The organism is Rubinisphaera margarita, from assembly GCF_022267515.1.
Taxonomy (GTDB): Bacteria; Planctomycetota; Planctomycetia; order Planctomycetales; family Planctomycetaceae; genus Rubinisphaera; species Rubinisphaera margarita.
This window is the reverse complement of record NZ_JAKFGB010000011.1, coordinates 158,090-170,337: the sequence shown is the minus strand read 5'-3', so window position 1 is coordinate 170,337 and position 12,248 is coordinate 158,090. Positions and strand designations below refer to the sequence as shown.

10 protein-coding genes are annotated in these 12,248 nt (G+C 58.0%); 6 read left to right on the top strand and 4 right to left on the bottom strand.

What is annotated here, in order from left to right:
- Window positions 1–114: 114 nt before the first annotated feature.
- Together glk and L1A08_RS08615 are read right to left on the bottom strand one after the other, a co-directional pair.
- Window positions 115–1,101 (bottom strand): glucokinase, encoded by a 987-nt coding sequence (glk, locus tag L1A08_RS08620; RefSeq protein ID WP_238755929.1) that lies wholly within the window; start codon window positions 1,099–1,101, stop codon window positions 115–117.
- A 127-nt stretch (window positions 1,102–1,228) separates the two neighbouring features.
- On the bottom strand, window positions 1,229–2,326 hold the full coding sequence (locus L1A08_RS08615) for a hypothetical protein (RefSeq protein WP_238755928.1): 1,098 nt from the start codon (window positions 2,324–2,326) through the stop codon (window positions 1,229–1,231).
- 312 nt (window positions 2,327–2,638) lie between these two features.
- Between L1A08_RS08615 and L1A08_RS08610 the strand changes: the two genes are divergently transcribed.
- The 6 genes from L1A08_RS08610 to L1A08_RS08585 all read left to right on the top strand — a co-directional run bounded on the left by L1A08_RS08610 (window position 2,639) and on the right by L1A08_RS08585 (window position 9,791).
- Window positions 2,639–2,812 (top strand): Flp family type IVb pilin, encoded by a 174-nt coding sequence (locus L1A08_RS08610; RefSeq protein ID WP_238755927.1) that lies wholly within the window; start codon window positions 2,639–2,641, stop codon window positions 2,810–2,812.
- Window positions 2,813–3,580: 768 nt separating this feature from the next.
- On the top strand, window positions 3,581–4,129 hold the full coding sequence (locus L1A08_RS08605) for an A24 family peptidase (protein WP_238755926.1): 549 nt from the start codon (window positions 3,581–3,583) through the stop codon (window positions 4,127–4,129).
- A gap of 242 nt (window positions 4,130–4,371) precedes the next feature.
- Entirely contained in the window at window positions 4,372–5,637 is a 1,266-nt protein-coding gene (gene cpaB, locus L1A08_RS08600) for a Flp pilus assembly protein CpaB (RefSeq protein ID WP_238755925.1), read from the top strand.
- 228 nt (window positions 5,638–5,865) lie between these two features.
- A complete protein-coding gene (locus L1A08_RS08595) occupies window positions 5,866–7,761 on the top strand; it encodes a type II and III secretion system protein family protein (RefSeq protein ID WP_238755924.1) in 1,896 nt (631 codons plus the stop codon).
- Between the two features lie 72 nt (window positions 7,762–7,833).
- Window positions 7,834–9,030 carry an AAA family ATPase gene (locus L1A08_RS08590; protein WP_238755923.1) on the top strand — a complete coding sequence of 399 codons (1,197 nt, stop codon included), beginning with the start codon at window positions 7,834–7,836 and terminating at the stop codon, window positions 9,028–9,030.
- A gap of 125 nt (window positions 9,031–9,155) precedes the next feature.
- On the top strand, window positions 9,156–9,791 hold the full coding sequence (locus L1A08_RS08585; RefSeq protein ID WP_238755922.1) for an acetyltransferase: 636 nt from the start codon (window positions 9,156–9,158) through the stop codon (window positions 9,789–9,791).
- Window positions 9,792–10,082: 291 nt separating this feature from the next.
- On the opposite strand, the gene rpsD is transcribed toward L1A08_RS08585, so the two are convergent.
- Window positions 10,083–10,691, bottom strand: coding sequence for a 30S ribosomal protein S4 (gene rpsD / locus L1A08_RS08580; RefSeq protein ID WP_238755921.1), 609 nt, complete (start codon window positions 10,689–10,691; stop codon window positions 10,083–10,085).
- A 314-nt stretch (window positions 10,692–11,005) separates the two neighbouring features.
- Window positions 11,006–12,163, bottom strand: a complete 1,158-nt coding sequence (locus L1A08_RS08575) for a XylR family transcriptional regulator (RefSeq protein ID WP_238755920.1) — start codon at window positions 12,161–12,163, stop codon at window positions 11,006–11,008.
- Window positions 12,164–12,248: the final 85 nt, after the last annotated feature.

Genomic DNA, 12,248 nt, shown 5'->3' with positions numbered 1-12,248 from the left:
AATAAATCCCGCGTCACTCGCCACCCAGACGCACGCGTCTGGGCCATCCTGTGGAAGACGCAGCGTTTCAGGGATTCAACGCTCATTCGCGGACATACGGTAGAGCGATCCGCTCTAGAAAATTGGCTGACCTTCGGAGAGCAGTTTGGCGACGTGAGCCGCTCCGAGCAGCGGGGCGCGGTTGGTCATGATGACGTAGACCGGCACCTTCTTCAGGACCGACTGCAGGCGGCCTTTGTGGCGGAAGGCGTCGCGGAAGGTTTCGCTGTCGAGTAACGGCAGAATCTTCGGAGCGATTCCCCCGCCGATGTAGATACCCCCTACGGCCATGATCTTTAACGCCAGGTTGCCCGCTTCGGCTCCGTAGAGCCCCACGAAGATTTCCATCGTGCGAATGCATGCCGGACACTGTTCGTCGAGGGCAGCAGCCGTAATGACGGCGGCCGGGATCTCTTCCTTCATCTTGTCGAGGACGGCTTGAGACGGCTTCTCGCGATAGGTATTCACGAGGAACTCAAAGATGTTCTCAATGCCTGGCCCGGACAGCACCCGTTCCCAGGAGACATGATGATACTTGTTGCGGAGGAAGCTCAGCAGAGCGTCTTCTTCGTGCGACTGTGGCGAGAAATCGGCGTGGCCACCCTCACTGGCGAAGGGATGATATCGCGTGCCGTACCAGATCCCGGCTTCTCCCAGACCCGTTCCGGCAGCGATAACGCCCCGGTTTTCGTCGACTTCTCGGCCTTCATGAATGCAGACCAAGTCCTTGGGCTGCAGCGTTTCGACCGACCAGGCCATTGCTTCCAGGTCGTTGGTCAGATGGACGCGTTCGGTGCCAACGACAGACACGAGGTTCTTCTGTTCGACGGTCCAGGGCAGGTTGATCGTCTTGCAGACGCCGTCTTCAACCGGGCCGGCCAGTCCGAAACAGGCGGCTTCGACTTTGACCTGATGCTTCTCCAGATACGACGAGACGATTTCCTGCAAACCGGAAAAGGTGGCTGAGGGGAATCGTTCTTCGTGCAGCGGCTCTCCGGGACGGTCCTTGTCGAACAACGCGAGAACTGTCTTGGTGCCGCCGGTGTCTCCTGCCAGAAGCATGCGAATCCTCCAGATGCCGTGGTCAGTGGGGAGAAAGGTGGCGGATGATATCCCGTCAGAAATGCCTCAACAAGGCTGCCTGCGGATTGCCTTCCCAAAGGATATGGCACACTGCAGGGGCCTCCCTCTACCCCGAACTCGAAGAACCTTCTCCCCCGGACGGAGACTGCAGAAAGATTGCATTGTCTTTGACCTGATCGTCAGGGAGATCGTTCAGCACGTCTGTTGGGTCGTACCGCTGGCCTTCCATCTTCTTGAGGACTTTCTGGGCTTCATCGTCCACGGGGGGAAACTGTTCCTTCATCCGGGTTTGAAACAATCGATCGCCATGGCTGTAAGCGGACACAAGCAGAATTGTGCCAAGTCCGAAGAAGGCCGCGAACAGAATGATATAGGGCTGAAGTCCCGTCCCACTGGGGGCGACCCGGACCACCACGTTTGAGTCGACTCGAGCGGACAGAATCAACGGGGCGATGTGCATGCCGCCCTGGGAGGCGTAGCTGTATTGCTTGAAGAAGTAGCCGATCGCTTTGATCGGAGCATTCACGTTTTCGCCGACCGGCAGCCGTTCATCGATCGACTTGGCCACGATTCGCCACGGCTCGCTGCCGGAATCGTCAGTTGTAATCCAGATCTCATACAGCTTGCGGATTCCGTACTGATTCTCGGTCGCGTCGAGTGGGACGATGCGGCGAGCCGTCCCTTTGAGTTGAACGAGTTCGCCGCGATAGCGTTCCGGCTCGTGCATCAGATTGACGTGCAGGACATCACTGCGGGCAGACCGGCTCAACAGATCTTCATCGAGCCGCGTCACATGAGCGAGCACCCGGTAGTACGAGTCGGACTCGTCGGCCCGCAGCCCGATGTACTGGTCGTTGACATCTTCCAACCAGTCTTCGGGGATCTCCACCGGGGATCCCGTTGTGTTGGCGACCGGACGAGAATCGTTCTGTTTCAGCGGAGTTTCGGGAGCCGAGAAGGGATTCGAAGCCGGCGGAGCCTGGTCACTTTCGAAGCGAGGCGCGGAATCGAGATCGGACTCCGGATCGGCTTCGTTCAAAGCCGTTTCGTTATCGGGCGGGATCAGCCAGTGCCACGAGGCCGGGCGAGCCGCCCAGATGACGGCGATCACGACGAATGAAAGCACCGCCACCATGCCGAGCAGACGTCTCTGGTCTTGCCGGTTGAGATAAGGAGCAGGTTCCCGTGGGTCGTCAAAACGCATCATGGACCTCGGCGCCGCAAGGGGCACCAGCCTCGGATTTCACTTTGGGAGCAGGGCGGAAGGAGATTCGCCGCCTGCATTCAAACTGTAGCGACCGGGCAGCTTAAGGAGAATGTCGAAAATATTCTAGAAAAAATTGGCCCGACCGAAAACCTGACCTAGGTTTGAGTAGGACTGCTGCTCAGCGATCCTGACCGATTGGGCATAAATTCTTTCACGGGTGTTCGATCGGACCTTCCTACGGGTGTCACTCGCGTCCTGATGGCGCGAGAAATAATGTGTCAGGTTAGAAAAATTTGAGAGGTAACCCAGATGAAAAACATCATCGACAACGTGAAGCACTTCCTGGTGTGTGAAGATGGACCGACGGCTGTTGAGTACGCCGTCATGCTGGCTCTGATCGTGGTCGTCTGTCTGACCGCCATCAAGGCCATCGGAACAAACGCCAACACCCAGTTCGGCAAAGTTCGCGACGCCATCAGCTAAGTCTGAAAACAACCGATTCTCCGCCGTTCACCTCGCGGGCATTTTGTGACCGGAGGAGAGTCAGCTGGAATCGATGGGCTGTCAGGCGTTCGGGTCTGACAGCCCATTTTCCCGCGCTACGACCAACCGGTTCGCTGGCGAGACATTGCCCCTCTGCGGCAACTTCATTCCTTTGTGTGTAATCGAGAAACAAATATGTTTCCCTTCTGGTGCGACACTCTGTTTACCAGCGTCTGCCAGGCATTCCCTGTTCTGGTCGGAATGCTGATGTGGCTGTTTTCCTGCGCGGGACGCTAAAGCAAATTCAAAATCGGACTGCAGGCGTTTGCAGAAGCAAACTCAGCATGGCAGAGGATTGGCGCCCACGCGACTGCAGGAGAAGCATGAAAATGCTTTGGCCGCGGAGTTCCCTGCATTCCACGCGGACGGATTGTTTCCCTGTTGGGGCAACTGCTCCACCCCTCGCTCGGCCTGTTCTTGTCCTGGCCGATGCCTTCGCGCGCTCGATCTGAAATGCCGGATGCGAGTCCCGTGTTCCTGCACTGGCGCTTTGCGACTGCGGGTTCGGCTGCGTCTCTGATCGGCTCGATCGAGGCTCCTCAGATTTTCGGAATTTTCTCCGCAGACCCCCCAATCTCGACCTATGGTTGCAGGGCAGTCCTTCCGTATTCCGCGACAGAGGAGTTACTGACGCGACGACTGCTGCTGGACAAAGAAGTCCAGTGCTCAACGATGCCCCTCATCAAACAGGCCGAAAGGTGACAACTCATGGATTGGCAATTTCTACTGGAAAACTGGCACGTAAAACTGGTGGCTGTGATTCTGATCGTGGCTGCGTGGATCGATGGTAAGGAACTGCGGGTTCCGAACTGGATTACGTTCCCAATGGTCTTCTGCGGACTGATCTATTCCACCTGGATGGGCGGAATCAATGGCCTTGGCGATGGGCTCTGGGGCATGACCGTCGGTCTGCTCACGCTGCTGCCTCTGTACGCTGTGGGCGGCATGGGAGCGGGTGATGTGAAACTCATGGCCGGCATCGGTGCCTGGCTGGGAGCAGCTGTCACCTGGCATGCGTTCTGTGTCTCCGTGATCGTCGGAGCCATCATGGCCGTCATCATGGTGCTCTACCGTCGCAGCTGGCAGCGTCACTATTCGAACTTCCTGATGATTGTCTTTGAGTTTCTGACCATCCGGAAACCAGCCGAACTGTACAAAATTGCCGCTGAGCGGAAGCCGCAGATGCTGCTGCTGCCCTACGGCATTCCGATCTGCATCGGGTCGATCGCGTACTTCTTCTACGCCGGCATGATGTAACAGACTGGACGGACGAGCCCACGGGATCGATGGGCTGGGAAGTCTGGGTGTTTTGTGGTGATTGAGTGCAAATTCGTCATCTTCAAACCATCCGATACGTCCGTCATAAGGTGAAGAGTTTAACAATCTACAGCCGATGAAGTGACACAGCGGACTTTGCGCCGCGTGTTCTCTCGGTCATTTTCGATCGCAGCGAGGAGCTGCCGATCAGTCAAATACTGATCGAGGGGATAGCCATGAAGATGAAAACCGTTGTAGTCCTGGCGTTTGCGGTCGGATGCGGCCTGATCGCCATGATGGGTGTCCAGCAGATGATCGCTCAGCAGTCGAACGATGGTCAGGACGTACCAGTCAAAGTGCTGGTCGCCACGACGGATCTTCCGCCGGGGGTTCTGATCAGCGACGTGAACTGCGAGTTCAAGGAATATCCGGCCAGTATGGTGCCTGAAGACGCCATCCGGTCAAAGGACGAATATCACGATCGCGGATTGCTCGTTCCGGTCACCGCCGGCGACATCATCCGGGGTGCCAAGTTGGGTGGTCGGGGAGAGATTGCCGCCTCGGCGAGTATCCCCAAAGGGATGCGAACCTTCTCGATTAAGGTAGACGATACAAAGACACACAGCGGACTGCTGCAGCCGGGCGACCGGGTTGACTTGCAGGTCACCTACGACCTGCGAACGGCCAACGGTCAGATGCAGACCAAGACGGCAACTCTGCTGGAATACATCGAAGTGTTCGCTTCCGATTCCATCCGAAACTTGGAAGCGGGCGAATCCAAGGAAATCAAAGCCAAGAACATTACGTTCCTGGTGACGCCGGCTCAGGCTCAGCTGATTCAGCTGGCCGAGCGGAAAGCCGAAGTCATCCCCGTCATGCGGGCCAAGAACGATACCTCGACAATTACAACTGAAGAAGAACACGCGATCCTGCTCGAAGAGCTCAAAACCGGCAACGTTTATCAGTCCGATGAGTTCGCCAGGACAAAGGAAACGAAGAAGGAAAACGAACCGGTGAACGCCGCTCAGGCCTTCAAGCAGTTCCTTAGTCGTCAGGTCGTGGAGAAGCCAAAAGTCGAAGAGCCGGTCGAGGTGGTCAAAGCCGCCGAGCCGCAAATGTGGACCATCAAAATCTTTGCCGGAGAGGATGTCATTTCTCAGGACGTTCCGTTGCCCGTCTCTCTGACGACCAGCGGCCCGAGTCTGGGAATCTCCAACGCGGCATCGACGACGGAACAGAAGACCGACTTGAAGCCGGAAACAGCAACGCTGTCTGGTGAAACGGACGTGGAAACACCATCGGAACTGCTGGAGAGCATGACGGATCGAACCGCCGATGCGACCTCGCAGGGAACGATGACGATGCTCAAGGGGTTGATGAATTCGTTCTTCACGCCTGCAGAGGGTGAACTGAACGAGTTCCCGGCTTCTGAGTCAGAGACCGAAGACGACGGGGAAGTCATGGAATTCGGCGATGAGGACGATTCGCTGTTTCCAACCCGGTCATGAAATAAGCAGGGATGGGGGAGTTAGCGATCTGTCGGCGCTTTGACGACAGGTCGCTCTTTTGAAATGGAATTGTCTCGCAGAGGCCAGTGTGGGCTCTGCAGGACGTTTTACGATTGACGGAGTGCAAGGATGCAACCGTTCGCTACTGCAGTCGAAATTGATCTCGGTCCAACCGATCGTGGGGAGCGTGCCGGACATCGGTCAGGCATAGCCCCTGGACTGTGGTGGATGTGCCTGCTTTCGATGAGCCTGTTCGTGCTCGCCTGCAACATTCACATTGCGCAGGCTCAGCCCGAGACGCCGCTTTCGGCTCAGGCGAAAGTCTTTCATGTCGTTTCGCCCCGCAATGAGCTGACGCTCACGGAACGATTCGCCCGCGTGGTCGAACTCGACTCCCGCATTGTTCGCGTCGATGGCTTCGATCCCGCGATTCTTTCAGTGCAGGCGCTCACGCCGCATCGCATTCGGCTGCAGGCCGTCGCTTCTGGCGTAACGACTCTGGTTCTCGTCGACGAATTCGACAAGAACTACGAAATTGAAATCTTCGTCGAAGGGGATGTCCGGCATCTCCAGTCGTACATCAATCGCTTTTTCCCGGACTCTTCCGTCACAGCGGTCAAAGTCAAAGACAGTATTGTCCTTCGTGGCGTCGTCTCGGATCCAGCTCATATCTCACAGATCACGGAAGTCGCCGAAGAGTTTAATCCCAAAGTCATCAACCACATGCAGTTTGGAGCCGCCAACCAGGTTCGACTGCAGGTGCGAATTATGGAAGCGCAGCGTTCCCGCATTCGTCAGCTCGGCTTCAACTGGTCGCTGCTCAGCAGTAATGGATTCGTCGCGAGTAACCCCGGCAACCTGGGGACTCCGTCAGATGCTTCTCTCGGAGGCGGCACCAACTCGTTGACCTACGGGGGAGCCGGCCTGTCCGATTCCTCAATCAGCTTCGGCATCGTTAGCGGCGACTCGATCTTCCGTGGCTTCCTGGAAGCACTCAAGCAGGAAGGTCTGCTGCGGATTCTGGTGGAAACTTCGGTTGTCGCCGACAGTGGACGCCCGGCGTCTCTGCTGTCCGGCGGGGAATTCCCGATTCTCGTGCCGCAGGCACTGGGAACTCTGTCTGTGGAATGGCGTGAGTTCGGCGTGAAGCTCGAAGCGGTGCCCATTGTGCTTGGACAAGGACAGGTCGTTCTCGAAATCGCTCCGGAATTCAGCGAACGCGACTTCGCCAACGCCGCCACTCTCAACAATACGACGATTCCCGCCATCACAACACGGCGAGCCAACACACAGGTGCGGATGCGGTTCGGACAGACGCTGATGATCGGGGGACTGATCGCGACTCGATACACCGCGGAAACGGATAAGGTTCCCATCCTCGGCGAACTGCCCTGGATTGGAGCCGCATTCCGTCGTGTTCGTTACGACGAGAACGAAACCGAACTCATCATTCTGGTGACACCGGAATACGTTGCGCCGCTCGATCCTTGTCAGGTTCCACAGGGCGGACCGGGAGCCTTCTCGGACATTCCGACCGATCGCGAACTGTTCGGCCAGGGTCTGATCGAAGTGCCCAACTACGGGGGCCCAGTTCCTCCGGGGATCGATCAGTACGGTGGACCGGGAATGGAATACTGTCCGCCGGGACAGGGATACGAAGTTATCGGACCGGACGGCATGGGACTGCCGCCGGGAGCGATGATGGAATCGCCGGGACTTCAACCACGGAGCCTGACACCGCCGAGTCTGACTCCGCCGCCAATCACAACTCCACCTGTTTACGGGCCGCCCGAAACGATGCCGTTCCCTTCAGGCGGTGAATCCAAACAGGCTGTTCCCATGCTGCCGATGCCGGGTGAAGAACCGATGCCCGTGAATCCGAAGTCCACGACGCCAACTGTTCCGCTGTTGCCGCCTTCGGCACCGACGACACAGAACGATGCTCCCAACTGGAAGCAGTCGACCGGTCAGGCTGAAGTCATGCTGACCGGCGGTGTCGGCAATAATCAGAAGGCGACTCAGGCGCTTTATCAGTCTGGGAACGCGGGGCAGGCTCCATCGCTGATTCCGCCGGGTCAGCGACAAGTCGAAACAGCCGACGGCGTCCAGGCTCCAATGCCGTAGGTGATCGCGAAGTAAGTGAGATTGACGGGCCATGCGAGATAGTGAGATTGTGTCGAGGAAAGGGAGCTGCACATGAAAAGGGTTATACGACTGGCGGTCGTCGACCCGCACGACGTGACACGTGCCCAGCTCAAAAACTTGATGCTGGGTGTGGACACCGTCTGGCTTGAAGCCGAGTGCTCCCGCTACGAATTCTTCCTCGACGTCGCCATGCAGACGATCCCGGATATTCTCCTCGTGGCCATTGATGCCAACAAGGAGGCGGCGCTCGAGCTGGTCGGCAAACTGCGGCAGCAACTTCCGGGCAGCGCCATTCTGGTGGCCAGTTCCTCGCAGGACGGGCCGCTCATTCTGCAGGCGATGCGGCAGGGCGCTCAGGAGTTCCTCAACTTCCCGCTTCAGCTCGAAGATTTTCTCTCGGCTCTCGAACGGGTTCGGCACGCGGCGCCCAGCGGGGAAGGGGGCGAAGAGGTTCGCGATTCTCAGGTCATAACCATTGGCGGGGTCAACGGCGGCGTCGGTTCAACGTCCGTCGCAGTGAACCTGGCCTGCGTGCTCGCTCAGGATGAACACAACACGGTCGCTCTGATCGATCTGGATATGGCCCTGGGAGATGCCGATGTCTGGCTCGATATCATTCCTGACTACACAATTCAGGATGTCGCTGAAAACATCACGCGCATCGATTACTCGCTGCTGAAGCGATCCTTAACCAAGCACGAGAGCGGACTGTTTCTGCTGCCACGTCCCGTCAATCTCGACGCCGAGTTTCACCTGGGACCGGAAGACCTGCGGCGTGTGATCGGTCTGCTCAAGGCGACATTCACCCATCTGGTGATTGACATCAGCAAATCGTACGGCCCGATCGAAATGGCGGCCATCAACACATCGGACAAAACGCTGATCGTAACACAGCTCGATCTGCCGTGTCTGCGAAACGTCGTTCGGCTGGTTCAATACTTCGATCACATGGAGATGTCGAACGAGAAGCTGAAAATCGTCCTGAATCGAGCCGGTCTGAACGACATGCAGATCAGCACGAAGAAGGCGACTGAGATCATTGGGCGGGACATCTTCTGGAAGGTTCCCAACGACTATGCCACAATGGTCGAATCGCGGAACAATGGTGTGCCTCTGATTCTGCATGCTCCCAAAGCGAAGCTGACCAAATCGTACATCGATCTGGCCACTCAGCTCTCCGGCGTGCAACTCGACGAAGGAACCGAACCGGCCGGCAAGAAGAAACTCTTCAGCTTCCTGAGTCGGTAATCGATCCGGGGCCAGTGGTGTCTTCATTGCGGGGTGGATCCGAAAGTTTCTTTCGAGGCGGCGCAGCCATCGGAGAGCGGCATCTTCCTGAGAAATCGGTGACAACTACTCGCTGGGCAAAACGTATGTCAGCAACTGGAGTCATTGTCTGGGGCACGGGGGGACACGCCCGGGTTGTCAGTGAGATCATCGAACTGACGGATGGCTGCGAAGTCGCCGGCTATCTCGATGACTTCGCCAGAACGGACACCTTTCTCGATCGTCCGATCTTCGGCGGCCGCGACCGGTTGCCAGAGTTACTCGCCCATGGACTGAACGAGTTCGTGGTGGCAATTGGAAACTGCAACGTGCGTCTCGAAGCGGTCCGGCACGGTCTCTCGCTGGGATGGCAGAGTCGCGTCTGGGTTCATCCCCGAAGTAGCGTCTCCGCTCATGCGAAAATCGGCCCTGGAACCGTTATCTGCCCGGGAGCCGTGGTCAGTACGCACGCGGAACTGGGGGCGGGATGCATCGTCAACACCATGGCGTCGGTCGATCACGATTGCCGACTCGCCGATGGCGTGCATATCTGCCCGGGAGCTCACTTGGCGGGCGATGTCCACGTCGGTGAGGGTTCGTGGATCGGGATCGGCTCCTCGGTCGTTGAGGGAAAGAAGATTGGCAGTGGGGTGCTGATCGGAGCAGGCTCGGTCGTGAACCGCAACATCCCCGATGGCGTGAAAGCCTGGGGAATCCCCGCCCGCGTGCAGAAGGGCGTCTAATTCGGAGCCGCGGTTTCTAGAGCAGTTTCATGCTTCGCCTGCAGTCGCATGGGCGGCAATCCCCCGGCCATGCTGAATTTGCTCCTGCCAACGCCTGCAGTCGAATTCTGAATTTGCTCGAGAGCCGGCCGGCTCCTGCTCCAGTCGGGCAATGCAGGGGGCGTTTCTGCCACTCGCCATCGTAGCCGGTTGCGCTGGATTGAGGAAAAAACGATCCGAAGATCGGATTGAGCGCATGAAAAAACGTCGCCTGAAACAGGCGACGTTTTTGGTTCCAGTTCTCTGAGCAGACTAGCGGCTCAGGAAGGCGACCACCTGGTTGACTTCGACCGGGAGGCTGACATCATCGAACGTCGGCAGCGACGTAACGATGGCCTTCAGTTCCTTCTCATCGAAGGAAATCCAGTCGCAACCTTCGGTCGACGTGCTGTCGACGATGTCACGGTAGACCTTCTGCAGGTTGGGACGGTTACGCAGGGTGATGACATCGCCCGGCTTCACCATGATGGACGGCTTGTTGACCTTGCGGCCGTTCAGCTGAAAGTGCCCGTGCACAACGCCCTGGCGGGCCTGGGGACGGGTACTGACGAAACCGGCCCGACGCACAACGTTGTCGAGGCGACGCTCGCAGAGAACCAGCAGGTTCTCTCCGGTGTTGCCCTTCAGGCGACGACCTTCCGTGAAGTACTTCCGCAGCTGACGCTCACGCAGGCCATAGTAGTACTTGATCTTCTGCTTTTCGGTCAGAGCCGTTCCGTAGATCGTCGGCTTCTTACGACGGGTGTGCATCCCCGGTGGGAAATCCCGCTTTTCGAACGCACGCAGTGCCCCAGCATTCTCGAAAACTGCAGCTCCCAGCCGTCGATTGATTCGGGCTTTGGCTCCGGTGTAATGCCCCATCTGATCTCCCTTGGATCCTCTGTCTCTGACAATGTTCTGACGCGAAATATACGATATGTGAACGCCAGCGGTGTTATCTGTCCGGCCCGACTCATCGTTACGGCGGCCGAACGGTGAAGCTCTGCGTGTCACACGACTTTGTGTCGGCAGGATCGAGGATTCCTTCGAATCACTCGCTCAACATGCGCACAGTATACTTGCCCCCTCAATTCGGGGAAGCGATTGTTATCTCGAATCCGCAGGCAAACGTCAACCAATACCGATCGCTCCTCCCTGAAAATCCGTGGAAAATCCCGTTCGACGGCTTCCCACAACTAAATCTGGCCGATTCGACACTGTCGACGATACTGTCCGGGCGTGATCTTTCGATCCTTCTTGAAACTCTCCGAAAGATACTGAGCGGTCGCGAATCCGGTCCGCCGGGCGATCTCGTCGAGCGTCAGATCCGTATCGGCCAGCAGGTCGCTGACCCGTTGCAGTCGGACGCGAAGAATTTCCGCGTGTGGAGAGCGATGCAGCAGTGCCCGAATGCCCCGTTCCAGATAGCTGCGCGAGACCGGAATCCGCGAGAGAATCGCGTCGACCCGCAGCCCGGAGCAGGCTTCCTGGCGAATCATCCGCAGCGCATCGGCAATCAGCGGATCATCCACGGCCAGCACATCGGAAGACAACCGCGTGCAGACGCCATGGCTCGGAATCAGCACTGGAGCCGGCGAGATGTCCTCGCCATTCATCATTGCATCGAGCAGTTCCGCAGCGGCATATCCGACGGCGACTCCCGGGAGCATCAGGCTGGAAAGGGGCGGCGTGCTCATCGTTGCGAAGGTTTCGTCATTCTCGACGCCGACGACGGCAATCTGCTCCGGCACATGCACGCCCGCCCGGTGACAGGCATCGAGCAGCCAGCAGCCGAGTTGATCGGTACAGGCGAGTACGGCTGCCGGTTGATGCAGCGTCTGCACCCATTCAATCAGCTGTTGCTGCTGCCGCTCCCACTGACTCGGCTTCTCGCTGTGCCCCTTCTGCAGAAAGGCCGAACACTCGTAGCCGGCTTCGGCGAGTGTCGCCACGAAACTGTCGCGACGTTCGACAAAGAACGACTCGGTATCGAGCTCGTAAACGCCGAAGTTCTTGAAGCCCCGCTCCAGGAAATACTCGGCCGCCTGCCGCCCGGCGACCTGATTATCGACGCCGACGAAGGGGACGTTCGGATCGATCTGCCCCGAGGCCCGAAGTTCGACCATGGGGACGCCGACTTCCTTCACCGCCTGATAAATCCGCGGCGAGCCGGCTCGGCTGAGGATGCCGTCGCCGTCCCATCCTGAAAGCCAGGGAGGCACACGCGATTCGAGGTCGCGAACTTCGACGAACAGCGACCAGCCGCCATGAGATTCATTGTACTGCTTCACTCCACGCAGCAGATCCCGACCGTAGGTGCGGGAGGTTTCGATCAGCAGTGCGACGCGCTTCATGAGCTTGATCAATCTTGTTGCGGGAGGTTGGCTCGCCGGGAAGGAGGACCGATCCTATCCATGTTTGCGAGCGATCAAAGAGTGA

Bases quoted from the DNA above. Each gene is read 5' to 3' on its own strand.
- glk (WP_238755929.1), bottom strand. From the start codon at position 1,101: ATGCTTCTGGCAGGAGACACCGGCGGCACCAAGACAGTTCTCGCGTTG.
- L1A08_RS08615 (WP_238755928.1), bottom strand. From the start codon at position 2,326: ATGCGTTTTGACGACCCACGGGAACCTGCTCCTTATCTCAACCGGCAA.
- L1A08_RS08610 (WP_238755927.1), top strand. From the start codon at position 2,639: ATGAAAAACATCATCGACAACGTGAAGCACTTCCTGGTGTGTGAAGAT.
- L1A08_RS08605 (WP_238755926.1), top strand. From the start codon at position 3,581: ATGGATTGGCAATTTCTACTGGAAAACTGGCACGTAAAACTGGTGGCT.
- cpaB (WP_238755925.1), top strand. From the start codon at position 4,372: ATGAAAACCGTTGTAGTCCTGGCGTTTGCGGTCGGATGCGGCCTGATC.
- L1A08_RS08595 (WP_238755924.1), top strand. From the start codon at position 5,866: ATGTGCCTGCTTTCGATGAGCCTGTTCGTGCTCGCCTGCAACATTCAC.
- L1A08_RS08590 (WP_238755923.1), top strand. From the start codon at position 7,834: ATGAAAAGGGTTATACGACTGGCGGTCGTCGACCCGCACGACGTGACA.
- L1A08_RS08585 (WP_238755922.1), top strand. From the start codon at position 9,156: ATGTCAGCAACTGGAGTCATTGTCTGGGGCACGGGGGGACACGCCCGG.
- rpsD (WP_238755921.1), bottom strand. From the start codon at position 10,691: ATGGGGCATTACACCGGAGCCAAAGCCCGAATCAATCGACGGCTGGGA.
- L1A08_RS08575 (WP_238755920.1), bottom strand. From the start codon at position 12,163: ATGAAGCGCGTCGCACTGCTGATCGAAACCTCCCGCACCTACGGTCGG.